Here is a 25,105-nt window from a genome sequence, read left to right on the forward strand (position 1 = left end):
GGGGACGTTGGTTTTGCGCGGACCGAAGCGGAGCGAAGACAAGTGGTCCGAAGGACCGGATGAGGGAATGAGGGCTATATGGACGAAATACAGATCATAAACGAGAAATATATTACACAGCTCCGTGAGCGTGTTGAGAGAAAGCTTGGAGAGAGTGAGGGTGCGTGCGAGCCGCTGGACAGTGCACTTGCAAATGTCAGAACTCCCATTGAAAATCCCAAGGTGGTTTATCAGGGAGAGCCCGGTGCATACAGTGAGATGGCTGCCATTGATTTTTTTGGAAAAGATGTCAATAGCGAGGGACTGGTACATTTTGAGGACACTTTTGAGGCTATAAGAAGTGGCGCGGCAGATTATGCTGTTTTACCAATCGAGAATTCTTCTACCGGTGCGATAAGACAGGTGTATGATCTGCTTGCTCAGTATAAGTGCTACATGGTGGGAGAAACTACGGTAAGAGTTAAGCACAGTCTGATGGTTCTTCCTGATGCGGATATATCCGATATTAAGACAGTCTTTTCCCACGAGCAGGGCATTTTCCAATGTGAGCAGTTTCTGAATGAACACAGAGACTGGGAGAGAATTCCGCAGGCGGACACTGCAGGAAGTGCCAGAATGGTGGCAGAACTGGGAGATAAGACAAAGGCTGCAATATGTTCCTCACGTGCAGCGGAGATCTATGGACTTAAGATTATTAAGGAAGGTATCAACACAAACAGAACTAATACTACAAGGTTTGTTGTTGTATCGCCGAGAATGGAACTCAGAGAGGGCAGAGATAAGATTTGTATAAGCTTCAGAACCGAGCATAAGGCCGGAGCACTTCATGAAGCTCTTACTGTTTTCAGAATCTATGGACTAAACCTTGTAAGACTTGAGTCCCGTCCGATTCCGGAGCAGAGATGGCAGTATATGTTTTTTGCTGAGTTTACCGGGGACCTTATGATGGAGGACATGAACAGGGTGATCGAGGCACTTATGTGTACAGTCACTGATATAAGAATTTTTGGTAACTTCGCGGAGAATTTGTAAAACTGTTAAGATATTATCGATTTTATCCGATATAATGATAAGTAGTAATAATTAGCAATGCAGGAGGGCGCAAATTATGTATATTGCAATGCACTGTGTGAATGCTAACAATGTTGTACAGGATGAGATTTGCAGGTTTTATGGAATTCATTATGACTATATGTATAAATCATGCGTGATTTCGACAGATCATCAGCATCATGATTTTGTAATGTCTATGACAGAGGATGATTACAAGGATTTTTATGATCAGGTCAAGGCAGCGCTTGCTGCGGAAGGCGGCCAGATAATTGAGATCACAAAGGGTAATGTTTTCAGGTGCCGGAAAAATGAGATAAGGCATGGTGAGAATCAGAAGTGCGAGATAAAGAGGCTCTAAAACATATTGAAATTTTGTGCAGGGTTTTTGTCTTTTAGACAGCCCTGCATTTTTTATGGTTTTAATCATATATTTTTCATTATGTACAAATATATGGTAATATTTAGGAAAATGTTTCAGACAGTAGGAATGAGGACAACTGCGTATGTGTGGAATAGCAGGACTTTTGAAGTTCTCCGGTGATGCGAGAGCAAATGTTCAGAAGATGAATGACAGAATGCTTCACAGAGGACCGGACGACGGCGGAATTTTTATAAGTGAAAATGGTGAGGTGGCGCTTGGGCACAGGCGCCTTTCTATTGTGGACCTTTCTAAAAACGGAGCGCAGCCGATGGTGAGCCACTCCGGGAATCTTGTGATGGTCTATAACGGAGAAATTTACAATAACGCAGATGTCAGAAAAAGACTTTTGGATGATGGCTTTGCCGCTTCATCTGATTTTAGGGGAAGTTCTGATACGGAGGTTCTTCTTGAAGCTATCGAACACTATGGAATAAAGGCTGCTCTTACAATGTGTAAGGGTATGTTCGGAATTGCTGTTTACGACAAAACGAAGCAGACAGTAACGCTTGCCAGGGATAGAGTTGGCGAGAAACCGGTGTATTACGGAATGGTAGCCGGGGCTTTTGCCTTTGCATCTGATCTTGGATGCCTTCGCGTGGTAGACGGATTTGATAATGAAATAAATACGGATATTCTTGATATTTACTTTGTTGAGGGATATATTCCCGCACCCTATACGATTTACAAGGGAATCAACAAGCTTGAGGCAGGAACAACCCTTACGATAGATCTTAAAACACTGACAACTAAAGGGGATACCTACTGGTCCATGAAGGAAACCGCAAAAAGAGGCCAGGAGAATCCCTTCACAGGAAGCAGTAAGGAAGCCGCAGATGAGTTGGAAAGGCTTCTTAAGGAGTCCATCAAAGGCCAGATGGTGGCTGATGTTCCTGTTGGTGCTTTTTTATCAGCCGGAATTGACTCGAGCACAACAGTGGCACTTATGCAGTCTCTTGAGCCCGGAAAGGTTAAGACCTTTACAATCGGTATGGAGGATAAGGCCTATAATGAAGCTGTCTATGCTGCAGAGATTGCAAAGCATCTTGGAACTGAGCACACGGAGCTTTATATTACAGAGAAGGATGCCAAGGCGGTAATTCCCAATCTGGCTCATATGTTTGCTGAACCTTTTGCTGATTCATCACAGATTCCCACATATCTTGTAAGTAAGATGACCAGGGATCATGTGACTGTATCCCTAAGCGGAGATGGCGGAGATGAGCTGTTCTGCGGATATACATCCTATGAGTCTATCAGCAGGATTTGGGGAAAAATGCACGGAATACCTTATCCTATAAGGAAGGCTGCAAGTGCACTTGTTTTGAATTCTCCTCTTAGAAATAAAGATATTTACAGAATTAAGGGAACGCTTCTTGGAGCTGAGGGACCTGTTGATATTCACAGGATGGAGCATGAGACCGATCCGCTTACCAAGAAAATTGCACTTAAGAGATGTACACTTCCTTATAAATATACAGAGCTTCCAAATGGTTTTGTGGAGGAGGTAAATCATCAGACCATGCTGATGGATATGCTTGTATATCATCCGGATGATATCCTTGTTAAGGTTGACAGGACAGCCATGGCGGTGGCCCTTGAGACTCGTGTTCCGATGCTTGATAAGGATGTTGTAGAGTTTGCATGGAGCCTGCCGATACAGTATCTTCGAGACGAAAAAGAAAATGTCGGGAAGAAGGTGCTGAGGGATGTCCTCTACCGCTATGTTCCGAAGGAAATGATGGAACGCCCTAAGAAGGGATTTTCGATACCGATTGAGAAGTGGCTTCTTGACAGCGACCTTCGTGATTGGGCTGAGGGACTTCTTAATAAGGAAAAGATCAGGCATCAGGGTATACTTGACCCTGATGTTGTGGAGAAAATCTGGACAGATTTTACGCAAAAGGGTATATACAGAATTCAGATATGGTACATCCTGATGTTCCAGCAGTGGTATCAGGATGAGTATTTAGGATAAAGAGGATTTTATGATAGGTGCGGAATTTATTAAGGGATTTGGCCTTGGAAATCAGCTGTTTTTCTATGTGGTGACACGATGCATGGCTGAGGAAAAGGGCGTGCCCTTTGGATTTGTGAACCCCGGTCAGGTTGGAAATGTCTTCCATTCAAACAAGGGTATGTACTTCATGGACATTGATCTGGGAGTTGAAATACCTCGTGAGGATATGGATAAGTACAAGATATTTCATGAGCAGGATGACAGACTTTTCATGGGGAACTCAGTTCATGATATGACCAATGGGTGCTTCATATCCGGTGCTGATAAAAAGCTTTTTGAAATTGAAGATAATACACTGATATATGGTAATCTACAGGATCAGTCGTATTTTGAGAAGTATCGTCATAAGATAAAGGACTGGCTTCATGTAAAAGAGGAGGCTGAGTCCTATGAATATACAGCAGATGATCTGTGTATTATAAATATGAGGGGCGGAGAGTATACGAGTGCTCCCGAGCTTTTCCTGGACAGACATTATTGGCTCTGTGCGATAAAGAACATGAAAAAGATCAATCCCAATATGAGGTTCATGGTTGTCACTGAGGATGAAGAGGCCGCAAAGAAGGTGCTGCCGGAGTATGAGTGTCATCACTTTGATATGGGGAAGGATTATGTCACAATAAAAAATGCGAGATACCTTATTTTGTCTAATTCATCCTTTGCAATGATGCCTGTTATGTCCAGCACAGAGCTTAAGTATGCAATAGCACCAAAGTATTGGGCGAGACATAATATATCTGATGGCTTCTGGTCTTCAGAGCAGAATATTTACAGCTTTCTTACTTATCAGGATAAGAAGGGAAGACTTTTCAGTGCTGATGAGTGCAGAAAAGAGCTTGAGGAATACAAAAAGCACTCTAAGCTATATGCAAGAAGGAATGTAAGACCCGGTAAGATGGGAGTGTTCTTTCAGAATATCAGAAGAAAACTGATATATGGAGTTTTCTTCCTTAAGAAGGTATGGAGATCGCTCTTAAGGCGAGCCGGAATAATAAAAACTTTTAGATAATATAGAACTCTCCTTTTTATAGGATGAGGTGTCAGTGTATCTGACAGATGAGGTTTTAACTGTGAATAACGAGAAAAAGCTGCAGCTTCCAAGAGTAACAATTGCAGCCATGACAAGTGTAGATGTATATGAAACCGTGCAGGCAATGAAGTACAGCATGCGCGATATTGAATTTGGAGATGCGGTTCTTATCACTGATAAGAAGCCGTTTTATCTGCCGAAGAATATCCGCTTTTCCTATACATCAAAGCTTGATGATATTGATAAATTCAACTATAAGATGACGTACGAGCTTGGACAGCATATAAAGACTGATTTTGTGCTTATTGTTCATGCTGATGGTTTTGTCATTCACCCGGAAAATTGGTCTGACCACTTTCTGGATTTTGATTATATAGGCTCTCCCTGGCCTTTGCCGGAAAATGACTATGCGTATAGGGATAGCGAGGGCAATATCTGCCGCGTAGGAAACAGCGTATCAATCAGGTCAAAAAGGCTTTTGGATTATCCTGCAGAGCATAAGCTTCCATGGGAAAAGGTTTATGACGGATTTTATAATGAGGATGTTTTTCTTTGCTGTAAGAATAAGAACTTAATGGAGAAGGATGGCCTTAGGTGGGCGGATCTTGAGAGCGCGGTAAAGTTTGGAAGAGAGCATCCGCTTCCGGAGAATAAGGGTGTGGAGCCCTTTGTTTTTCATAAGTGGTGGGGAGAAAATGAGGGATATCCCAGGTTTTACAGTCCTCAGAAGAAAGTGAAGATGGCTCTTAGGCAATTGCTTGTTTGGAGAAAGACCGATAAGTGGAAAGAGGAGCATGGCGTAAAATGAAATTTTCGGTCATAGTGCCTGTGCACAACGCTGAAAAGTATATAAAGGATGCTGTCGAGTCAGTGATAAAAGCGGCAGATTCAGAGGGATTTTCTGTTGAAGTCCTTCTTGTTGAAAACGGTTCGACTGACAGAAGTGCTCATGTTTGCGATGCTTATGCGGATAGAGTCCCTGCTATAAAGGTTATTCATATGGGGGCAGCTTCTGCATTTGATGCCAGGCAGGAGGGAATCCGGCATGCTGCTGGAGACTATCTTGTTTTCATGGATGCTGATGATGGGGTTGATAGCGGGATTTTTACTGAAATCTCAAAGACCCTGTCTTTTTATGAAAAAAAGAAGGAGCGTCCGGAGGTAATCCTCTATAATGCTGCCGAGATGGGAAGCCCTGATGTCAGAATGTTCCCTTTTCCTTTTAAAGAAGATAAGATTTATTCCGATGAAGGAAAGAAAGAGTTTTACAAGCTTATGTGCTCGGGAGACATGCTAAATGCCATGTGGAATAAGTGCATCAGCAGAGAACTTGCGGGGCGAGTTCTTGAAACGGGTGCAAGAAAGCTTAACTACGGAGATGATATTCTCCAGACAGCGGAAATAATTGATAAAGCAAAAAGCATTGCATATCTTGACAGGATACTGTATTTTTACAGAATAAACGAAGAAGGTCTTACAGGCGGTTACCACGAAAACTTTATTGAGAATCAGGTGAAAGCCTTTGAGGTTCTCGACAACTATGCAGATAAGTGGGCCCGCGGTGCTTACACTGAGGCTATCAACCAAAGAAAGACACTTACCTGTACGATTGGAATAAAAAAGCTGATATACTCATCGCTTCCTTTTTATCAGATAAAACAGAAGATGAAAGAGATGATGCACACCGATTTTTATGAAAAGTACGGAAAGGGCAAGCTTCCCGATTGGGCATCCGATGAGGATTCATATGTGTACAGATATCAGACTTCAGCGCTGCCTTCATTTGCGCTGATGAGACTTAGCAGGAGAACGCGCCTGAAATCCTATATAAAAGCGAGGATCAGAAAAAATGGTATATGATTGCATTCCATTTTTTAATGAAGTGGATATATTGAAGCTTAGGTTGAATATCTTAAGCCCATATGTAGATAAGTTCATTATTGAAGAAGCAACAATGACCTTCTCCGGAGAAGAGAAGGAGCTTTGTTTCGAAAAAAACAAGGATCTGTTCAAGGATTATCTGGACAGAATAGAATATGTGGTTGTTACTGATACACCGGTGGATGCACTTACACATGAGAGGGATTATTTTCAGAAAAACCATCTCATTGAAGGGCTAAAGAAGGTCGGAGCAGCAAGCGATGATATCATTCTCTTTGGAGATGTGGATGAGATTCCCAATCCTGAGGTTCTTACAAAGATTATTGAGAATTTCGATAAGACAAAGGTATATCATCTGGCCCAGAGGAATTTCTATGTATTCCTTAATATGGAAGAAAAATCCGGAAAGCTTCTTTCAATAACCGGTGAGTTTCCTGAGATTGCCGAGGCTGACAGGAAGTGGCTTGGAACTAAGATTACTTCTATAGATAATATCCCAGAAGAGGGAATGGTCAGACTTAGGGATCTTGTGCCCGTAACAGATGAGAGGTCTGTCAGGGTTGCGGATGGAGGATGGCACTTCGGCTACATGGGCGGAAGACATTGGACAAACCCTGTTGAAAGAATTGGTGTCAAAGTAAAGGCTGCAGCACATCAGGAGTATAACGACAGAGAGATTTTGGCGGAGACAATGGATAATCTGGTGCTCGGACGTGATATTTTCGGAAGGGATGCACGTTTTGCCAGAACGGAAGTGGACGGAACATATCCGAAATACCTCCTGGATCATATTGGGGAATATGATTATTTGGTGATGCCGCCTATTACAGCTTTTTCAAGACTGTATCATAAACTGGATATTACGGCCGGAAGATTTTGCAGGAAGGCATATCATAAGGTAAAGCGGATTATAACAAAGTAAAGGTAAGTTTCAGCTAGGCTGATGAGGAGCATGAAAAAAGGAGCATTATGAGCACAACATTATCTAACAGAATGGCAACAGTTAAAATGTCACCCACGACGGCACTTTTTACCAAAGTGGAAGAACTAAAGTGCAAGGGCGAGGACATCGTTTCCCTAAATGTCGGTGAGCCGGATTTTCCTACACCGGACAATATAAAAGAGGCGGGAATCAAGGCTATAAATGAGAACTTCACCAGATATACCACAGGAAACGGAATTGCTCCGCTGCGGGAAGCAATAATAGAAAAGATGAAAAAAGACAATGGCGTCACCTATGAGATGAATGAGGTGGCAGTCATGGTCGGTGCCAAGCAGTCGCTTTTTTGTGCGCTCTGTGCTGTGGCAGGTGAAGGAGATGAGGTCATCATCCCATATCCCTGCTATGTTAGCTATCCCGATATTGTAACTCTTGCAGGCGCAAAGCCTGTTCTTGTTAAGAGAAATGATGATTTTTCTCTTGATCTTGAAGCCATCGAAAATGCTGTCACTGAGCATACAAAGGCTGTTATTATCTGCACTCCTGATAATCCCACTGGAAAGGTATACAGTGAGGATGATCTTAGGGGACTATCTGACCTTGCCAAGGCTAAGGACTTCTTTGTTATTTCAGACGAAATCTATGAAAAAATAATATATGGTGAAAATCGTCACATCAGTATTTCTTCATTTGAGGGAATGAAGGACAGAACAGTAGTGGTAAATGGTTTTTCAAAAACATATTCTATGACCGGATGGAGACTTGGATATCTTTGTGCAAGGGCAGATGTGATAGGTGCTGCCGTAAAGGTTCAGAGTCAGACTACCACTACTCCGCCAAGTATTTCTCAGTATGCAGCGGTTGAGGCTTTGAGAGGACCTCAGGATTCCGTTGAACTTATGAGAAGTGAGTTTGAAAAACGCAGGGATTATGTGCAGGAGAAGCTTCGCGATATCCCGGGAGTTGTCTGCCATGATATACAGGGAGCGTTTTATGCTTTCTTCGATATAAGAGAATTTCTAGGAAAAGAGTACGAAGGTTATGGACTTATTGAGAATGATTCACAGTTTTGCGAATATCTTTTGGAAAAATATCATGTTGCCATGATGCCCGGAAGTGCCTATTTTGCCCCTGGATTCGTGAGAATTTCGTTCGCATCATCGATGGAAGTGCTTAAAATGGCTACTCAGAGAATAGCATTAGGCTTAAATGCGCATAAATGTTGACTTTTTTCAGAAGATGTACTAAACTCAAAAACGTAATGATAAATTTGCAAAAACGCATAACAAGCGTTCCTTACGGAAAGAGAGGGAGATATGGCTGACGACAAGTTGAGAGAAACAGCGATGAAGTCGGTTGCAACTATCAAAAAACCGATTATTGCTGCGGAGAAGAAGGAAGAAGTTAAACCTGTAGAGGCACCCAAGGCAGAGGCTAAGAAGGAAGAGAAAAAGCCTGCAGCTAAGAAGGCGGCAGCAAAGAAGCCTGCAGCTAAAAAAGCTACAACAGCCAAGAAGGCTACCACAGCAAAGAAGGCTGAGCCTAAGGCAGCAGAGAAGAAGGAAGAGAAGAAGCCTGCAGCTAAGAAGGCTACAGCAACTAAGGCAGCAGCTAAGAAGACTGAGACCAAGAAGGTCGCAACTACTAAGGCAGCAGCTAAGAAGACAGAAACCAAGAAGGCTGCACCTGCTAAGAAGGCTCCTGCAAAGAAAGCTACAACAGCTAAGGCAGCAGAAACTAAGACAAATATCGTTCTTCAGTATGCAGATAAGAGTGTTACTTATGACACTTTCGTTGAGAATGCGAAGAATGTTTGGCAATATGATATGGGAAGAAAAGTTTCCGAGATCAAGACCCTTGAGCTTTACGTAAAGCCTGAAGAGGAGAGAGTATACTTCGTTGTTAACGGAGAGGTTCACGCAGATTTTGGAATGTAATTCCTACTATAATTAAAGCGAATGTAAGTTACTACCCCGAGGATTTTCCTCGGGGTTTTTCTTTATGGTTGACATCGACTATTTATAGTGGTAATTTATTCTCAGAAGATGTTAGCACTCAACCTTAATGAGTGCTAACACAATAAAAAGGAGGTACTGTGATGCAACTGGATGACAGAAAAAAGAAAATACTGCATGCAATTGTACGCAATTACCTCGAGACAGGCGAACCTGTTGGCAGCAGAACTATTTCCAAGTACACGGATCTGAATCTCAGTTCTGCCACTATCAGGAATGAGATGTCGGATCTTGAGGAGATGGGACTCATATTACAGCCTCATACTTCTGCGGGACGTATTCCTTCAGATCAGGGCTATCGTGTCTATGTTGACGAGATGCTTGCCGAGAAGGAGGAGAAGCTTGAGAACATGAAGGAGATGCTTCTTGATAAGGAAGAGAAGCTTGAAAAACTCCTTAAGCAGGTTGCCAAGACTCTCGCGGTAGATACGAATTATGCATCAATGATCTCGGCACCGATGATTCGCAGGAACAAGCTGAAATTTGTTCAGCTTTCAAGAGTAGACGAGGAACATCTCCTTACTACTATTGTTATAGAAGGTAATGTGATAAAGAATCGCATGATCGAGATTGAGCAGGAGCTTTCAGAAGCAGATATGCTGAAGCTCAATATACTTCTCAATACCAGACTTGCCGGACTTTCTGTGGAGGACATCAATCTTGGACTTATAACTGCCATGAAGCAGGAGGCAGGTATCCACAGTGAGATTGTAGACAGAATATTGAATACAGCCGGTGAAGCCATCACTGAGGATGAAGATCTTCAGATATATACCAGCGGAGCCAATAATATCTTCAGATATCCTGAGCTTGCTGATAAAGAGAGGGCGAGTGATCTGATTACAACCTTTGAGGATAAGAGCGACCTTACAAGTATAGTGGAGAATGCTCTTCAATCCACCAGTGATGAGACAGGTATACAGGTCTACATTGGAAATGAATCGCCTGTTCAGTCAATGAAGGATTGTAGCGTTGTAACAGCAACCTACGACCTGGGCGAAGGAATGCGTGGAACGGTAGGTATTATCGGACCCAAGAGAATGGATTATGACAAAGTTGTCGGAGCACTTAAGAATATGATGAGAGCTCTGGATGATTTATATAAAAAAGAATAGAACCATAAGGAGTATTTAAGTTGAGTAAGGAAGTAAAGAAGGACTCTGCTACAGAGTCCGAAAAGAAAACAGCTAAAGAACTTCAGCAGGAAGTTGCCGAGAAGGCTAAGGAAGTTGCAGAAGCAGCCAACAAGGTTGCTGAGGCAGCAGAGGAAGCTGAGTCAGAAGCAGAGGTTGATGCTCCTGAGGCTGAAGGCAATGATAGCGAAGCAGCTGCCGGAGAGAAAAAGGGACTTTTCGGAAAAAAGGAAAAGAAGAATCCTTTTAAAGAGAAGTTTGAAGAAATGCAGGATAAATACCTGCGCCAGGTTGCGGAGTTCGAGAACTTCCGTAAGAGAACCGATAAAGAGAAGGCGCAGATGTTTGACCAGGGTGCATCAAATGTACTTGAGAAGATGCTTCCCATCGTTGATAACTTCGAGAGAGGACTTGCTGCTGTCCCTGAAGATGAGAAGAATTCCGCTTTTGCTGATGGAATGAACATGATATACAAGCAGCTTGTAAAGCAGATGGAAGACCTTGGTGTAACTCAGATCGAGGCTGTGGGAAAAGAATTTGATCCCAATTTCCACAATGCAGTAATGCAGGTTGACAGCGAAGAGTACGAGGAAGGAATCGTAGCTCAGGAGCTTCAAAAGGGTTATATGTATCGCGACATGGTGCTTAGACATAGCATGGTTGCAGTAGCCAAGTAATTATAGTATTTCAATCATTTAGATTTATATATGGAGGAATAAAAAATGAGTAAGATCATAGGTATCGATTTAGGAACAACTAACAGCTGTGTAGCTGTTATGGAGGGCGGACAGCCCACAGTTATAGCTAATGCAGAAGGCGCAAGAACAACACCTTCTATCGTAGCTTTCACAAAGAATGGCGAGCGTCTTGTAGGTGAGCCCGCTAAGCGTCAGGCAGTAACAAATGCTGAGAACACAATCTCTTCTATTAAGAGAGATATGGGTACAGACAATGGCCGTACAATCAATGGCAAGAAGTATTCACCTCAGCAGATCTCAGCTATGATCCTTCAGAAGCTGAAGGCAGACGCAGAACAGTATCTCGGCGAAAAAGTAACAGAGGCGGTTATCACAGTTCCCGCATATTTCAATGACGCACAGCGTCAGGCTACAAAGGATGCAGGTAAGATTGCAGGTCTTGATGTAAAGCGTATCATCAATGAGCCCACAGCAGCAGCTCTTGCATATGGTCTTGATAACGAAAAAGAGCAGAAGATCATGGTTTATGACCTTGGTGGTGGTACATTCGATGTATCAATCATTGATATAGGTGATGGCGTTATCGAAGTTCTTTCAACAAACGGTGATACACACCTCGGTGGTGATGACTTCGACCAGAAGATCATCGACTGGATGGTTTCAGAGTTTAAGGCTAAGGAAGGCGTAGATCTTTCCGGCGATAAGATGGCAATGCAGAGACTTAAAGAAGCAGCTGAGAAGGCTAAGAAGGAGCTCTCTTCTTCAACAACAACCAACATCAACCTTCCTTTCATCACAGCAACAGCTGAGGGTCCCAAGCACTTTGATATGGACCTCACAAGAGCTAAGTTCGAGGAGCTTATCCACGATCTCGTAGAGAGAAGTGCTATTCCTGTACAGAACGCTATGAAGGATGCAGGTCTTACATATTCAGACCTTGGTAAGGTTCTTCTTGTTGGTGGATCAACACGTGTTCCTTGCGTAGTAGAGAAGGTTAAACAGCTCACAGGCCAGGAGCCTTCAAAGAACCTCAACCCTGATGAGTGCGTAGCAGTAGGCGCAGGTATCCAGGGTGGTAAGCTTGCAGGTGATGCAGGCGCAGGTGATATCCTTCTTCTTGACGTAACACCTCTTTCACTTTCAATCGAGACAATGGGTGGTGTTGCTACAAGACTTATCGAGCGTAACACAACTATTCCTACAAAGAAGAGTCAGGTATTCTCAACAGCAGCTGACAACCAGACAGCAGTTGATATCAACGTCCTTCAGGGTGAGAGACAGTTCGCTAAGGACAACAAGTCACTTGGCCAGTTCCGTCTTGATGGAATCCCTCCGGCAATGAGAGGTGTTCCGCAGATTGAGGTTACATTCGATATCGATGCAAACGGTATTGTTAACGTATCTGCTAAGGATCTTGGAACAGGTAAGGAGCAGCACATCACAATCACAGCTGGTTCTAACATGTCTGATGAGGATATCGATAAGGCTATCAAGGAAGCTGCTGAGTTCGAGGCTCAGGATAAGAAGCGTAAGGAAGGCATAGATGCAAGAAATGAAGCTGATTCCTTCGTATTCCAGACAGAGAAGGCTATCCAGGAGGTTGGCGATAAGATCGATCCTTCTCAGAAGCAGACTGTAGAGGATGACCTCAAGGCTCTCAAGGATACTCTTGAGCAGACTAAGGATCGTGAGCTTACAGACAGCGAGATCGACACAATCAAGAGCCAGAAGGAGAAGCTTATGACAGATGCTCAGGCTCTCTTTGCTAAGGTTTATGAGAGTGCTCAGGGCGCAGCAGGTGCTCAGGGTGCAGGCCCTGACATGAGTGGTATGGGCGGAGCAGCTCAGAGCTCAGATGCCGGCAATAATGACAACGTAGTAGATGGCGATTACAGAGAAGTATAATCATTTAGCTAGGTTCTTTCGAGCTTTTATAAAAGTTTAATAATTCAAATATTGCTAAAGCCCAATACATAATGTAGTATGGATTGGGTTTTAGCGTATTTATTAAGAAGACGCATAATAATAGATTTAGGAGAGATACATGGCAGATCAGAAGCGCGATTATTACGAGGTTCTCGGCGTAAGCAAGGGAGCCAGTGATGATGAGATAAAAAAAGCATACCGTGTTCTTGCGAAGAAGTACCATCCGGATATGAACCCCGGGGATGCAGCAGCGGCAGATAAGTTTAAGGAAGCATCTGAGGCTTATGCAGTGTTAAGCGACCCTGAGAAGAGACGTCAGTATGATCAGTTTGGTCATGCGGCATTTGAGGGCGGTGCCGGCGGTTATGGTGGATTTGACTTTGGCGGTGCTGATTTTGGCGACATTTTTGGTGATATATTCGGTGATTTCTTTGGCGGCGGAAGAAGAAGCCAGGGAGCAAGAAGTGGCCCTGCAAAGGGAGCAAATATTCGTGCCAGTGTTCGCATAACATTTGAGGAAGCAGTATTTGGCTGTGAGAAGGAACTGGAGCTTAAGCTTAAGGATCCGTGCCCGACATGTAAGGGAACAGGTGCAAAGCCCGGAACGACAGCTCAGATGTGTCCTAAGTGCGGCGGTAAGGGACAGGTTGTATTCACCCAGCAGTCTTTCTTTGGTACAGTGAGAAATGTCCAGACATGTCCTGACTGTAACGGAAGTGGTAAGGTGATTAAGGATAAATGTTCTGATTGCGGTGGAACCGGATATGTTTCAAGCAACAAACGAATTCAGGTTTCAATTCCTGCAGGTATTGATAACGGACAGAGTGTCCGCATCCGTGAAAAGGGTGAACCCGGAAGAAATGGTGGTCCCAGAGGAGACCTTCTTGTTGAGGTAATTGTTCAGGATCATCCAATTTTCCAGAGACAGGATTATGATATTTTCTCAACAGTTCCTATGTCATATGCAATAGCAGCACTTGGAGGAACAGTTGCAATTGATACAGTAGACGGCAAGGTTCTCTATGATGTTAAAGCCGGAACCCAGACTGACACGAGAGTAAGACTTCGTGGAAAGGGTGTTCCGACACTTAGAAACAAGGATATCAGAGGTGATCATTATGTTACCCTTGTTGTTCAGGTTCCTGATAAGCTATCGAAAGATGCAAAGGAGCTTCTGAGACAGTTTGATGAGAAGACCGGTGATAGTCTACACGCTGCCGATAGTATTTCCGGAGACAAGGATGGAAATGATGATGGTGGCAAGAAAAAGGGCGGTTTCTTCGGCAAGAAGAAATAATATATGAATAATAAAGCGGGGAGAAATAATTAGCTCCCCGCGTTTTGCGTGAAAAGCAGAGCCATGCAACATAGATTTATTGCATGCTTGCATGCAGAGTCAGAAAGGAAATTCCTATGAAGTGGATGCGTTTTAGGATCAGAACAAATGAAGAGTCAGAGGACATCATTGTCAGCAGTATGATGGATATTGGTCTTGAGGGAGCTCAGATCGAGGATAATGCGCCTCTTACAGCTGCAGACAAGGAGCAGATGTTTACGGATGATCTTCAGGATGCTGATGATGAAGAGACCGGTGTTGACAGCTGTGCAGTTACTGCTCCCGGTGAGGAAGGAGTTGCATATCTCAACTTTTTCCTTGAAGTGGATGATGATAATATGCTCACTGTTCATGAGTATGATGAAAACGGCGAAGAGATTGAGGTTAAGAAAACACCTGATCAGATGAAGGCAGAAATCAGGGAAGTTCTTGACGATCTTAGCAGCTTTTCAGATATCGGTGACGGAACTATCTCTGTTGATGTTACTGAGGATATTGATTGGATAAATAACTGGAAGCAGTATTTTCATAAGTTCTTCGTGGACGATGTTCTGGTTATTCCCTCATGGGAGACTCCCGATGAGGAGGATAAAAAGAAAGCAAACATAACACTTCATATAGATCCCGGTACAGCGTTTGGTACAGGTATGCACGAGACAACACAGCTTTGTATCAGAGCACTTCGCAAATATATTGAGCCCGGTGACAGAGTACTTGACGTGGGTACAGGAAGTGGGGTATTGTCTATACTTGCTATGAAATTCGGCGCGGGACATACTGTAGGAACAGATCTTGATCCCTGTGCAGAGCCTGCAGTTGCAGATAACAAGAAGGCAAATGATATAGCGGTAGAGGATTTTGACCTAATAATCGGGAATATCATAGATGATGAAGCAGTTCAGAAACAGGTAGGAGCTGGCTATGATATTGTAGTTGCGAATATTCTTCCCTATGTGCTTGTTCCGCTTACTCCAATTGTTCCCGGACTTCTTAAGGACGGCGGAATCTATATCACTTCCGGAATAATCGAAGCAAAAGAGGATGTTATCAGAAAAGCACATGAAGATGCAGGTCTTACGATTCTTGAGGTGACCAAACAGGGCGAATGGGTATCAGTGATTTCGCGCAAATAAGGATAATGTATATTATTTAATTCATAAATGACTTCTCTTTTTATGGAGAAGGAGCCGTAAGGCAGATGGGGATTTTATGTACCATTTTTTTGCTGACAGTAGTCAGCTTATTGATGAAGGAAAGCGAATAATAATAGATGGTTCTGATTACAATCACATGGTGAATGTTCTCAGAATGAAGGTAGGCGAAGAGTTTTCGGTAAGCATAAAGGATGAATTATCCGGTAATGGTGATAGCTTTGCAGATGTAACCGATGATTCTGCTGCTTTTGAAGGTGTTAAGGAGTATCGTTTTGGAATAGAGTCGATATCTCCTACGGAGCTTGTCGGTGAGCTGAGGTTCATAAAAGAGTCCGGTGCTGAGTTGCCTTCAAAGATATATCTTTTCCAGGGACTTCCCAAGGCCGATAAGATGGAGCTTATAATACAGAAAGCAGTTGAACTGGGAGCATTTCAGATAGTTCCAGTATCGATGAAGCGCTCTGTTGTTAAGCTCGATGAGAAAAAAGCAGCCAATAAGGTGAAGAGATGGCAGGCAATTTCAGAAGCTGCAGCGAAACAGAGTAAGCGTGCTTTTGTTCCTGAGATAAGTATGCCTATGACTTTTAAGCAGGCAATAGCATTCTGTGCGGATATGGATGTTAAACTTCTTCCGTATGAGATGGCAGAGGGCATGGAAAAAACCAGAGAGATAATAGACAGTGTAAAGCCCGGGCAGAGCATAGCTATATTTGTTGGGCCTGAGGGAGGCTTTGCAGAGGAAGAAGTAAGCTATGCTATAGATGCCGGATTTAATTCGATTACAATGGGTAAGAGAATACTTCGCACAGAAACGGCGGGATTTACAATGCTCTCATGGCTTATGTATAAGCTTGAGGCATGATTTTGCGCAAAAGTTTGCTTTTGTAATAGATTTTTATAGTTTGATTTTTAGAATATATATTTGACCAAAGTAAGAGGAATTATGGAAATTTACCTTGATAACTCGGCTACAACAAAGGTTTATGATGATGTGACAGAGCTCTGCATCAAGATGATGAGAGAGGATTTCGGTAATCCATCAAGCATGCATCACATGGGAGTTGTGGCTGAGAATTATGTAAAAGAAGCTGCAGAGAGAATAGCTAAGACATTAAAAGCAAAGCCTAAGGAAATACTTTTCACATCCGGTGGAACGGAATCCGATAATACCGCAATAATCGGCGGTGCTATGGCTCACAGGCGAGAGGGTAATCACCTTATCACGACAAGTATAGAGCACCCCGCAGTTTTAAATGCAATGAAATATCTTGAGAATCAGGGCTTTGAGGTGACTTATCTTGGAGTTTCTGATAAAGGTATTATTGATTTAGAAGAGCTTAAGAGTGCTTTAAGAGAGGATACTATCCTGGTATCTATCATGGCTGTCAATAATGAGATTGGGTCAGTTCAGCCCTTGGAAGAAGCAGGGAAAATTATCCATGCAAGCAATAAAGGGACAATTTTCCATGTGGATGCTGTTCAGGGGTATGGAAAACTCTCTATTATTCCTAAGAATCTTGGAGTAGATATGATGTCAGTCAGCGGCCATAAGATTCATGGTCCTAAGGGCGTAGGCTTTTTATACATAAGAGATGGAGTCCGTATCGTGCCGATAAGCTATGGTGGAGGGCAGCAGTCAGGACTTAGATCAGGTACACTTAATGTTCCCGGAATTACCGGGCTTGGAAGAGCTTCCGAGGAGATTTACTCAGGCTTTGATGAAAAGATTGCTGAGTTATATGAAAAGAAAATGAGGCTTATAAAAGGTCTTACCGGAGCACTTGAGGATCTTAGGATAAATGGAATAGAGTCTGATAAAAAGAGTGTTTATGATTTTACAGAGGAAGAGCTTCGTGATGCTGTAAGCCAGACTGCTCCGCATATTGTGAGTGTGTCGGTCAAGGGTGTTAGAGCTGAAGTTTTGCTTCATGCGCTTGAGGATAAAGAGATTTATGTTTCTGCAGGAAGTGCATGCTCATCCAATCATCCTTCGGTGTCAGGTACACTTAAAGCCATCAGGATTCCAAAGGAATTATTTGACAGTACAGTGCGACTTAGTTTGTCTGAATTTACAACTAATGAAGAGATAGATGAAACGGTAAAGGTGTTCAAAGAGATCGTGCCAATGCTCAGACAGTTCTCGAGAAGATAACTATCAGAGGTCGTTTCACGCCATTTTGTCTTCGCTCCGCTAATGTGGAGGCATAACAATAAAGGAGAAAATTATGCAGTACCATGCATTTATAATCAAATACGCAGAGATAGGAATTAAGGGTAAGAACAGATACCTCTTTGAGGAAGCGCTTGTAAAACAGATGGAGCGTGTTCTTGCAAAATGCGAGGGAGAGTTCAGTATTTTCAGGGTTTCAGGAAGAATATATCTGAATGCGAAGGGCTTTGACTTTGATGAGATTGTTGCAGCACTTCAGAGAGTATTTGGAATTACAGGAATTTGCCCTGCTGTTTGTATTGAGAGGGATGGAGATGGTAAGCTTCCGGATATTAATGGACTTTCAGCAGAGGTTATCAAGTTCCTTGACGGAGTTTATCCTGACAAGAACAAGACCTTTAAGATAAAGTGCAGACGTGTTGATAAAACTTATCCTCTGGATTCCATGGAGGCAGCAGCCGAGATAGGAGCACAGGTTCTTGATGCTTTTCCTGAGATGAAGGTAGATGTCAGAAATCCTGATATCCTTGTAAGTGTCGAGATTCGTGAGAAGGTAAATATATATTCTGAGATTATTCCCGGTCCCGGGGGAATGCCAATCGGAACCAGTGGAAAGGCATGTCTTCTTCTGTCAGGCGGAATTGATTCCCCTGTTGCGGGATACATGATCGCAAAGCGCGGTGCCGAGATCGAAGCGGTTTATTTCAATGCTCCACCATACACCAGTGAGAGAGCAAAGCAGAAGGTTATTGATCTCGCTAAGGTTATCGCAAAATATACCGGTAAGATCAGACTTCATATTATCAATTTTACGGATATTCAGATGTATATCTACAAGCAGTGCCCGCATGATGAGCTTACGATTATAATGCGCAGATATATGATGAGAATCGCAGATATGATCGCAGCAGAGAATAAGTGTATGGGACTTATTACAGGAGAGAGTATAGGACAGGTTGCGTCTCAGACAATGGAGAGCCTTATGGCTACAAACGAGGTTGTGACCGATATGCCTGTTTACCGACCGCTTATCGCGTTTGATAAACAGGATATTGTAGATATCTCACTGAAAATCGATGCCTATGAGACATCAATTCTTCCTTACGAGGATTGCTGCACAATCTTTGTTGCCAAGCATCCCGTAACCAAGCCGCGTCTTGAGGTTATCCGTGCTCACGAACACCGACTTGATGAGCAGATTGATGACATGGTTAAGGCAGCGCTTGATACAGATGAGATATTAGAGATAGAGATTTGATGGGAGAACCTCATCCGGCATTTCGTGCCACTTTCCGCCTGTAAGGGGGAAAGAAATCGGAAAATAAAAAACCTGCGACGTTAGTCGCAGGTTTCAATAGATTTTTTAGATCATGTAAGGCTTTAAGATTGAAAGCACTTCGTCGGCGCCGTCTTCAGCATGGATGTTAAGATCAATCGGCTTAGAAAGATCAAGTGAGAAAATACCCATGATGGACTTTGCGTCAATTACATATCTACCTGATACAAGGTCGAAATCATAATCGAACTTTGTAATATCATTTACGAAAGACTTAACCTTATCGATAGAATTTAAAGAAATTTTTACGGTTTTCATTGCGCAAATACCTCCTTCTTTTGTCTCAATGATATACGGAAGGACGTTAAAAGTCAATGATATATACGTCAAAAATAGTGGAGGTTTCATATGAAAAATGTCGCCTTACATAGCCTCGGATGCAAAGTAAACAGATACGAGACGGATGTTATGGGACAAAAGTTACAAGAAAATGGATACAACATTGTTGCATTTGATGATGTGGCTGATATTTATATAATAAATACCTGTTCAGTCACATCAATTGCTGACCATAAAAGCAGACAGATGCTTCACAGGGCCAAGAGAAAGAATCCGGACGCAATAGTTGTCGCATGCGGATGTTATGTTGAGACCGACAAAGAGGGAGTCAAGGCTGATGATAGTATTGATCTCATTGTTGGAAATAACAAAAAGGCTGAAATAGTCGAAATTCTGAGCGATTATTTTAAAGAAAAGGAAGAAAAGGCACAGCAGAAGGTTGATAAGCTTCTTGGTGGAGAGAGCGTGACTGAGATTAACGATCCTGCGCAGGAGTATGAGCGCATGGAGCTTAAGAGCATGCCGGGACATACCAGAGCGTATATCAAGATTCAGGATGGATGCAATCAGTTCTGTAGTTATTGCATAATTCCCTATGCCAGAGGGCGAATAAGGAGCAGACTTGAAGAGGATATCCTTCAGGAAGTGAAAAAGCTCGCTGAAGATGGATGCAGGGAGATTGTCCTCACAGGAATTCATATCAGTTCTTATGGCCTTGATAAAGGAGAATCTGCACTTCTTTCACTTTTGCAAAAGCTCAATGCTATAGATGGAATTGACAGAATCAGACTTAGCTCCCTTGAGCCACGCATTATAACTGAGGAGATGGCAAAGGGAATGGCGGCACTTGAAAAGGTTTGTCCTCATTTTCATCTCTCGCTTCAAAGTGGCAGTAATGACACTTTAAAGCGCATGAACAGGCACTACAGCGCTGAGGAGTATGCGAATAGCGTGCGCCTTTTAAGAGAAGTATATGATAAGCCCGCTATCACAACAGATATAATTGTGGGATTTCCTGCTGAAACTGAGGAGACCTTTGAGGAGAGCAGAAAATTTGCTGAGGATATCAATTTTTATGAGATGCATGTCTTCAAATATTCTCCCAGAAAAGGTACAGTTGCGGCTAAGATGGAGGATCAGCTGACTGACAGGGAAAAAACGGCAAGGAGTAATGTACTCCTGACGATGACCAAGGAGCAGTCGAAAAGGTACAGAGAGAGCTTTATTGGCGCTAACGAGAAAGTCCTTTGGGAGGATTTTGAGACGATAGGTGGCAAAGAGTACCTTATTGGACTTACGACCAGATATATCAGAGTGGCTGTAAAAAAGGAAATGGCAGACAATCTTGGAATCAAATCAGGTGACATAACTGAGCATACGCTTAATAGTTTCTTAAGAGACGATACATTGCTTATTTAAGTTTTATGGGGTATTATTAAATCAAGTATGCACTGGTTTTAGTGCTAAGAATCGGCATAATTATTAAGCGAGGATGGCAATATGACAGATACAAATCTTGGCAATACACAATTTTTTAAAGTGGATGTTGATCCAGAGACAGGGGTGAAAAAGGTACTTTCTGTCGTTTATGAGGCACTTCTGGAAAAGGGTTATAATCCGGTAAACCAGATTGTCGGTTATATCATGTCCGGAGATCCTACTTATATTACGAGCCATATGGGCGCTAGAAGCCTCATTATGAAAGTGGAGCGTGATGAGCTTGTAGAAGAGATGCTCACGGAGTATATAAAAAACAATAACTGGTCCAGAAAATAATGCGAATAATGGGGTTGGATTACGGATCAAGGACTGTAGGAGTGGCACTTAGCGATGAACTTTTGCTTACTGCACAGGCCAAAGAAATAATCCGTAGAAAAGAAGAGAATAAGCTTCGAAAGACGCTGGCACGTATTGAAGAGCTGATTCAGGAGTTTGGGGTTGAACTGATAGTTTTGGGGCTTCCGCTGCACATGGATCAGTCTGAGTCTGTGCGCTCAGGTTTGTCTATTGAGTTTAAGGAAAAGCTTGAGAGACGAACATCTCTTCCTGTGATTATGTGGGATGAGAGACTTACCACTGTTGAGGCCGATGCTATTATGGATGAGGTTGGGATAAAAAAAGCAGACCGCAAGGAGTATGTTGATATGATCGCAGCTCAGATCATACTGCAGGACTATCTTGATAACAGACCTACAGAATAAGGAGATATATGGAGAGAATAACATTCCGTCCTGAAGGCGAAGAGCCTGTGGATTTTTTTGTTTTGGAGCAAACGGTAATAGGCGCCAGATCTTACATCCTTGTAACAGATGTTGAGGATGGGGATGGCGAGGCTCTTATATTACGTGACGATTCCGCTGAGGGTGAGACTGAGGCTAAATATACGATTGTTGATGATGATAGTGAACTTGAAGCAGTAGCTGCTTTATTCAGAAAACTGCTTGAAGAAGACGATATAGGATTGGATTGATAGAGCGCTTTGGACCGGTTTATGGAGGTGAACGGATCCATGGGAACGGTTTCAACCGATGAATTTAAGGAATTACTTAAGAGCAAGGGTCTCAAGATTACATCCCAGAGACTTATTATGCTCGAGACACTTGGCAGGCATCCCGGAGAGCATCTGACTGCTGAGGAAATTTATAATTTGGTAAAGACAGAGCATCCGGAGATCGGACTGGCTACTGTTTATAGAACAATACAAGTACTGATGGAGTTGCATCTGATAGATCGGGTGAACTTTGATGATGGAGTAGAGCGCTACGAACTGGCACATTCAACTGGAAGTGCAGGAGCGCATCACCATCATCATTTAATATGCCTTGGATGTGGGAAGGTCTTGGAATTTGAGGAAGACATGCTGGAAGGGCTGGAACTCAAAATCGCCGAGAAGACCGGATTTAAAGTCACTGATCATGAGGTCAAACTCTACGGTTACTGCAAAGAATGTGGAGGAAAGAATTGAATAAAAAGAAAACGAATGTATCTGCTTCAGGTCTTCAGGTGATACCGCTTGGAGGATTGGAGCAGATTGGAATGAACATTACTGCCTTCAGATATGAGGACAGTATTATTGTAGTGGATTGCGGTCTGTCATTCCCTGATGATGATATGCTTGGAATCGACCTTGTAATCCCGGATATCACTTACCTGAAAAATAACATCGAGAAAATAAAGGGTTTTGTAATAACACACGGACACGAGGATCATATAGGAGCACTTCCTTATGTTCTTAAAGAGATAGGTGTTCCGATTTATGCAACAAGGCTTACCATGGGAATCATTGAGCACAAGCTTGAGGAACATGGTCTTATTAAGAAGGTCAGAAGAAAAGTTGTAAAGTTTGGACAGTCGATAAATCTTGGCGATTTCAGAGTTGAGTTTATTCGCACTAACCATTCTATTGTTGATGCGGCTGCGCTGGCCATTTATTCACCTGCAGGTATTGTGGTTCATACTGGTGACTTCAAGGTTGATTATACTCCTGTTTTCGGAGATCCAATCGATCTTCAAAGGTTTGGAGAGATCGGTAAAAAGGGTGTTCTCGCACTTATGTGTGATTCTACCAATGCCGAGAGACCCGGATTTACAGCTTCTGAAAGAACAGTAGGAAGAACCTTCAATGCTCTTTTTGAGGAGCATTCGAATTCAAGAATAATAGTAGCGACTTTTGCGTCTAATGTTGACAGAGTTCAGCAGATCATTAATACTGCCTATAAATTTGGCCGAAAGGTTGTGGTTGAAGGCAGGAGTATGGTGAATATCATTGATATTGCCCAGAAGCTTGAGTGTATTAAAATACCGGACAATACACTGGTCGATATAGATCAGCTTAAAAACTATCCGGATAATCAGACTGTTATTATCACAACAGGAAGCCAGGGTGAGAGCATGGCTGCTCTTAGCCGTATGGCAAGCGGACAGCATAAGAAGGTGAGCATTCGCCCAGGGGATACGATTATATTTTCATCACATCCCATACCGGGTAATGAGAAGGCAGTAACCAATATCATCAATGATCTCCTTGTAAGGGGAGCGGATGTTATCTTCCAGGATGTTCATGTATCAGGACATGCCTGTCAGGAGGATATTAAGCTTATTTATACTCTTGTTCGTCCTAAGTATGCTATTCCGGTTCATGGCGAATATAAGCATCTTATAGCGCAGAAGAATATCGCTATGGGGCTTGGTATGGATAAGGATGATATTTTCATCATCAAATCCGGAGACGTACTTGAACTTAGGGAAGAAGAAGCTAAGGTAGTCGGGAAGGTGCCTGTTGGTACTATTCTTGTGGATGGACTCGGTGTTGGCGACGTAGGTAATGTGGTTCTTAGAGATAGACAGCGACTTGCCGAGGATGGTATCGTTATTGTCGTATTTGGAATTGACAGAGACAATGCTCAGCTTGTTTCAGGTCCCAGCATAGTATCGAGAGGATTCGTTTATGTAAGAGAGTCCGATGAGCTTATCGATGATGCCACAGATCTCGTACTTGATGAAGTCACTGAGGCACTCGATAGAAATATAACTGACTGGAATAAGCTTAAGAACATCGTTAAGGATGTTTTATCAGATTTTATCTGGAAGAAGACAAAGAGAAGACCCATGATACTTCCTATTATCATGGATTCTAACTATTGATTTTAGAGGTTTAATTATGGATGCAAGGGGAATAGGGCTTGGGATTCTTGATGCAATAGTCAAGATTCTGCTGGTTATAGTTGCGGTGATGCTAATAAGTAAATATGCATCCGAGGCCTACAGCTATGGATACAATATATATAATCAGGTTCCCGCTTCGAAGTACGATACAAGGACAGTATCTGTTTCGATAACGGACAGCATGTCAGTAGGAGACATCGCAGAGCTTTTGGAAAATAGAGGGCTCATTAAGAATAGTAAGCTGTTCTGGCTTCAGGAGAGATTTTCAGAGTACCATGGAATGATTGCTCCCGGTACTTATGAACTCAGCCCTTCAATGACTCCTGATGAGATAATTGGAGTTATGAGTGCTTCATCAATTGCGGAGAGCGAGGAGGCAGCAGGTGATAACTGATGAGAGAATAAGCACATTTATTAATTCACTTGATCAGGGGAATGCCCCTTTTCTGGATGAGCTTGAGAGAAAATCTCTTGCGGATGACGTGCCTATCATCAGAAAGGATACACAGAGTCTTATTAAGTTTCTGCTTCAGATGAACCATCCCGTGAATATTTTGGAGGTCGGATGTGCTGTTGGTTTTTCAGCACTTTTGATGGCGACCTATTCCGATGATGACACTAAGATAACTACTATAGAGAAGTTTGAGAAGCGCATTCCAGTTGCGCGCGAAAACTTTGATAAATATGATACAAACCATAAAATCACACTGCTTGAGGGGGATGCAGCCGATATTTTGGCAGAACTGACCGGGCAGTATGATTTTATTTTTATGGATGCTGCCAAAGGGCAGTACATCAATTTTTTGCCTGACTGCAAGAGGCTTCTTAAGAGTGGCGGATTGTTACTCTCAGATAATGTGCTCCAGGATGGGGATGTTATGGAATCCAGATTTGCTGTCACAAGGCGAAATCGTACTATTCATGAGAGAATGCGAGAGTATTTGTTTGCGATAAAGCATGATCCGGAGCTTTCCAGTGTAATTCTGAATGTAGGCGATGGAATGGCGATGTCGCTAAAGTTGTAAAGGTTGTGCCTTCTCATTGCGGAAGG

At 42.8% G+C, this 25,105-nt stretch carries 26 protein-coding genes; 25 read left to right on the top strand and 1 reads right to left on the bottom strand.

The annotated features are described in order from the left end of the window. Positions 1-78 precede the first annotated feature (78 nt). The 17 genes from G586_RS21695 (at position 79) to thiI (ending at position 19,032) form a co-directional block, all read left to right on the top strand. Entirely contained in the window at positions 79-1,032 is a 954-nt protein-coding gene (locus G586_RS21695) for a prephenate dehydratase (protein ID WP_051204507.1), read from the top strand. Between the two features lie 76 nt (positions 1,033-1,108). After that, complete coding sequence (locus G586_RS0104100) at positions 1,109-1,411, top strand: hypothetical protein (protein ID WP_026526693.1); 303 nt, start codon at positions 1,109-1,111, stop codon at positions 1,409-1,411. Between the two features lie 145 nt (positions 1,412-1,556). Next, complete coding sequence (gene asnB / locus G586_RS0104105; protein ID WP_026526694.1) at positions 1,557-3,449, top strand: asparagine synthase (glutamine-hydrolyzing); 1,893 nt, start codon at positions 1,557-1,559, stop codon at positions 3,447-3,449. Positions 3,450-3,459: 10 nt separating this feature from the next. Then, positions 3,460-4,500 carry a glycosyl transferase gene (locus G586_RS0104110; RefSeq protein ID WP_026526695.1) on the top strand — a complete coding sequence of 347 codons (1,041 nt, stop codon included), beginning with the start codon at positions 3,460-3,462 and terminating at the stop codon, positions 4,498-4,500. A gap of 61 nt (positions 4,501-4,561) precedes the next feature. Beyond that, the gene (locus G586_RS21700) at positions 4,562-5,329 is read left to right on the top strand and encodes a DUF5672 family protein (protein WP_242831966.1); all 768 of its coding nucleotides are present in this window, start codon (positions 4,562-4,564) and stop codon (positions 5,327-5,329) included. After that, on the top strand, positions 5,326-6,381 hold the full coding sequence (locus G586_RS0104120; protein WP_026526696.1) for a glycosyltransferase: 1,056 nt from the start codon (positions 5,326-5,328) through the stop codon (positions 6,379-6,381). The genes G586_RS21700 and G586_RS0104120 overlap by 4 nt, the downstream gene beginning before the upstream one ends. Positions 6,382-6,403: 22 nt before the next feature. Further along, positions 6,404-7,324: a glycosyl transferase GT17 family protein gene (locus G586_RS0104125; RefSeq protein WP_242831967.1), complete on the top strand. Its 921-nt coding sequence runs from the start codon at positions 6,404-6,406 to the stop codon at positions 7,322-7,324. A 47-nt stretch (positions 7,325-7,371) separates the two neighbouring features. Continuing rightward, on the top strand, positions 7,372-8,568 hold the full coding sequence (locus tag G586_RS0104130; RefSeq protein ID WP_035772480.1) for a pyridoxal phosphate-dependent aminotransferase: 1,197 nt from the start codon (positions 7,372-7,374) through the stop codon (positions 8,566-8,568). A 90-nt stretch (positions 8,569-8,658) separates the two neighbouring features. Next, positions 8,659-9,279, top strand: coding sequence for a DUF6465 family protein (locus G586_RS25970; protein WP_051204509.1), 621 nt, complete (start codon positions 8,659-8,661; stop codon positions 9,277-9,279). Between the two features lie 161 nt (positions 9,280-9,440). After that, positions 9,441-10,472: a heat-inducible transcriptional repressor HrcA gene (gene hrcA, locus G586_RS0104140; protein ID WP_026526699.1), complete on the top strand. Its 1,032-nt coding sequence runs from the start codon at positions 9,441-9,443 to the stop codon at positions 10,470-10,472. A gap of 20 nt (positions 10,473-10,492) precedes the next feature. Next, positions 10,493-11,167 carry a nucleotide exchange factor GrpE gene (gene grpE, locus G586_RS0104145; RefSeq protein WP_026526700.1) on the top strand — a complete coding sequence of 225 codons (675 nt, stop codon included), beginning with the start codon at positions 10,493-10,495 and terminating at the stop codon, positions 11,165-11,167. Between the two features lie 45 nt (positions 11,168-11,212). Then, on the top strand, positions 11,213-13,093 hold the full coding sequence (gene dnaK / locus G586_RS0104150; protein ID WP_026526701.1) for a molecular chaperone DnaK: 1,881 nt from the start codon (positions 11,213-11,215) through the stop codon (positions 13,091-13,093). A 139-nt stretch (positions 13,094-13,232) separates the two neighbouring features. After that, on the top strand, positions 13,233-14,411 hold the full coding sequence (dnaJ, locus tag G586_RS0104155) for a molecular chaperone DnaJ (protein WP_026526702.1): 1,179 nt from the start codon (positions 13,233-13,235) through the stop codon (positions 14,409-14,411). A 116-nt stretch (positions 14,412-14,527) separates the two neighbouring features. Then, positions 14,528-15,583 carry a 50S ribosomal protein L11 methyltransferase gene (locus G586_RS0104160; RefSeq protein ID WP_026526703.1) on the top strand — a complete coding sequence of 352 codons (1,056 nt, stop codon included), beginning with the start codon at positions 14,528-14,530 and terminating at the stop codon, positions 15,581-15,583. 76 nt (positions 15,584-15,659) lie between these two features. After that, complete coding sequence (locus G586_RS0104165) at positions 15,660-16,466, top strand: RsmE family RNA methyltransferase (RefSeq protein ID WP_026526704.1); 807 nt, start codon at positions 15,660-15,662, stop codon at positions 16,464-16,466. A gap of 81 nt (positions 16,467-16,547) precedes the next feature. Further along, positions 16,548-17,756, top strand: a complete 1,209-nt coding sequence (locus G586_RS0104170) for a cysteine desulfurase family protein (RefSeq protein WP_026526705.1) — start codon at positions 16,548-16,550, stop codon at positions 17,754-17,756. Between the two features lie 73 nt (positions 17,757-17,829). Then, positions 17,830-19,032, top strand: a complete 1,203-nt coding sequence (gene thiI / locus G586_RS0104175; RefSeq protein ID WP_026526706.1) for a tRNA uracil 4-sulfurtransferase ThiI — start codon at positions 17,830-17,832, stop codon at positions 19,030-19,032. A 105-nt stretch (positions 19,033-19,137) separates the two neighbouring features. Here thiI and G586_RS0104180 read toward each other — a convergent pair whose 3' ends face one another. Beyond that, positions 19,138-19,368 carry an HPr family phosphocarrier protein gene (locus G586_RS0104180; RefSeq protein ID WP_022760362.1) on the bottom strand — a complete coding sequence of 77 codons (231 nt, stop codon included), beginning with the start codon at positions 19,366-19,368 and terminating at the stop codon, positions 19,138-19,140. 90 nt (positions 19,369-19,458) lie between these two features. Here G586_RS0104180 and mtaB point away from each other — a divergent pair, with 90 nt between their 5' ends. The 8 genes from mtaB (at position 19,459) to G586_RS0104220 (ending at position 25,079) form a co-directional block, all read left to right on the top strand. Continuing rightward, complete coding sequence (gene mtaB, locus G586_RS0104185) at positions 19,459-20,808, top strand: tRNA (N(6)-L-threonylcarbamoyladenosine(37)-C(2))-methylthiotransferase MtaB (protein WP_026526707.1); 1,350 nt, start codon at positions 19,459-19,461, stop codon at positions 20,806-20,808. Positions 20,809-20,889: 81 nt separating this feature from the next. After that, a complete protein-coding gene (locus G586_RS0104190; protein ID WP_026526708.1) occupies positions 20,890-21,165 on the top strand; it encodes an IreB family regulatory phosphoprotein in 276 nt (91 codons plus the stop codon). Then, the gene (gene ruvX / locus G586_RS0104195) at positions 21,165-21,590 is read left to right on the top strand and encodes a Holliday junction resolvase RuvX (RefSeq protein ID WP_026526709.1); all 426 of its coding nucleotides are present in this window, start codon (positions 21,165-21,167) and stop codon (positions 21,588-21,590) included. Before G586_RS0104190 ends, ruvX begins: the two co-directional genes overlap by 1 nt. 8 nt (positions 21,591-21,598) lie before the next feature. Further along, positions 21,599-21,859 (top strand): DUF1292 domain-containing protein, encoded by a 261-nt coding sequence (locus tag G586_RS0104200; RefSeq protein ID WP_026526710.1) that lies wholly within the window; start codon positions 21,599-21,601, stop codon positions 21,857-21,859. A gap of 39 nt (positions 21,860-21,898) precedes the next feature. After that, the gene (locus tag G586_RS0104205) at positions 21,899-22,354 is read left to right on the top strand and encodes a Fur family transcriptional regulator (RefSeq protein ID WP_035772481.1); all 456 of its coding nucleotides are present in this window, start codon (positions 21,899-21,901) and stop codon (positions 22,352-22,354) included. Beyond that, a complete protein-coding gene (locus tag G586_RS0104210; RefSeq protein ID WP_035772482.1) occupies positions 22,336-24,033 on the top strand; it encodes a ribonuclease J in 1,698 nt (565 codons plus the stop codon). The genes G586_RS0104205 and G586_RS0104210 overlap by 19 nt, the downstream gene beginning before the upstream one ends. Positions 24,034-24,049: 16 nt before the next feature. Next, positions 24,050-24,448 (top strand): endolytic transglycosylase MltG, encoded by a 399-nt coding sequence (locus tag G586_RS21710; RefSeq protein ID WP_051204511.1) that lies wholly within the window; start codon positions 24,050-24,052, stop codon positions 24,446-24,448. Next, complete coding sequence (locus G586_RS0104220; RefSeq protein ID WP_026526713.1) at positions 24,438-25,079, top strand: O-methyltransferase; 642 nt, start codon at positions 24,438-24,440, stop codon at positions 25,077-25,079. Before G586_RS21710 ends, G586_RS0104220 begins: the two co-directional genes overlap by 11 nt. Positions 25,080-25,105: the final 26 nt, after the last annotated feature.

The organism is Butyrivibrio sp. VCD2006 (assembly GCF_000423925.1).
Taxonomy (GTDB): domain Bacteria; phylum Bacillota; class Clostridia; order Lachnospirales; family Lachnospiraceae; genus Butyrivibrio.

What these genes read in the sequence shown, in the direction of transcription:
- G586_RS21695 (WP_051204507.1), top strand. Translation starts at nt 79, where the DNA reads ATGGACGAAATACAGATCATAAACGAGAAATATATTACACAGCTCCGT.
- G586_RS0104100 (WP_026526693.1), top strand. Translation starts at nt 1,109, where the DNA reads ATGTATATTGCAATGCACTGTGTGAATGCTAACAATGTTGTACAGGAT.
- asnB (WP_026526694.1), top strand. Translation starts at nt 1,557, where the DNA reads ATGTGTGGAATAGCAGGACTTTTGAAGTTCTCCGGTGATGCGAGAGCA.
- G586_RS0104110 (WP_026526695.1), top strand. Translation starts at nt 3,460, where the DNA reads ATGATAGGTGCGGAATTTATTAAGGGATTTGGCCTTGGAAATCAGCTG.
- G586_RS0104120 (WP_026526696.1), top strand. Translation starts at nt 5,326, where the DNA reads ATGAAATTTTCGGTCATAGTGCCTGTGCACAACGCTGAAAAGTATATA.
- G586_RS0104130 (WP_035772480.1), top strand. Translation starts at nt 7,372, where the DNA reads ATGAGCACAACATTATCTAACAGAATGGCAACAGTTAAAATGTCACCC.
- G586_RS25970 (WP_051204509.1), top strand. Translation starts at nt 8,659, where the DNA reads ATGGCTGACGACAAGTTGAGAGAAACAGCGATGAAGTCGGTTGCAACT.
- hrcA (WP_026526699.1), top strand. Translation starts at nt 9,441, where the DNA reads ATGCAACTGGATGACAGAAAAAAGAAAATACTGCATGCAATTGTACGC.
- dnaK (WP_026526701.1), top strand. Translation starts at nt 11,213, where the DNA reads ATGAGTAAGATCATAGGTATCGATTTAGGAACAACTAACAGCTGTGTA.
- dnaJ (WP_026526702.1), top strand. Translation starts at nt 13,233, where the DNA reads ATGGCAGATCAGAAGCGCGATTATTACGAGGTTCTCGGCGTAAGCAAG.
- G586_RS0104160 (WP_026526703.1), top strand. Translation starts at nt 14,528, where the DNA reads ATGAAGTGGATGCGTTTTAGGATCAGAACAAATGAAGAGTCAGAGGAC.
- G586_RS0104165 (WP_026526704.1), top strand. Translation starts at nt 15,660, where the DNA reads ATGTACCATTTTTTTGCTGACAGTAGTCAGCTTATTGATGAAGGAAAG.
- G586_RS0104170 (WP_026526705.1), top strand. Translation starts at nt 16,548, where the DNA reads ATGGAAATTTACCTTGATAACTCGGCTACAACAAAGGTTTATGATGAT.
- thiI (WP_026526706.1), top strand. Translation starts at nt 17,830, where the DNA reads ATGCAGTACCATGCATTTATAATCAAATACGCAGAGATAGGAATTAAG.
- G586_RS0104180 (WP_022760362.1), bottom strand. Translation starts at nt 19,368, where the DNA reads ATGAAAACCGTAAAAATTTCTTTAAATTCTATCGATAAGGTTAAGTCT.
- mtaB (WP_026526707.1), top strand. Translation starts at nt 19,459, where the DNA reads ATGAAAAATGTCGCCTTACATAGCCTCGGATGCAAAGTAAACAGATAC.
- G586_RS0104190 (WP_026526708.1), top strand. Translation starts at nt 20,890, where the DNA reads ATGACAGATACAAATCTTGGCAATACACAATTTTTTAAAGTGGATGTT.
- ruvX (WP_026526709.1), top strand. Translation starts at nt 21,165, where the DNA reads ATGCGAATAATGGGGTTGGATTACGGATCAAGGACTGTAGGAGTGGCA.
- G586_RS0104200 (WP_026526710.1), top strand. Translation starts at nt 21,599, where the DNA reads ATGGAGAGAATAACATTCCGTCCTGAAGGCGAAGAGCCTGTGGATTTT.
- G586_RS0104205 (WP_035772481.1), top strand. Translation starts at nt 21,899, where the DNA reads ATGGGAACGGTTTCAACCGATGAATTTAAGGAATTACTTAAGAGCAAG.
- G586_RS0104210 (WP_035772482.1), top strand. Translation starts at nt 22,336, where the DNA reads ATGTGGAGGAAAGAATTGAATAAAAAGAAAACGAATGTATCTGCTTCA.
- G586_RS21710 (WP_051204511.1), top strand. Translation starts at nt 24,050, where the DNA reads ATGGATGCAAGGGGAATAGGGCTTGGGATTCTTGATGCAATAGTCAAG.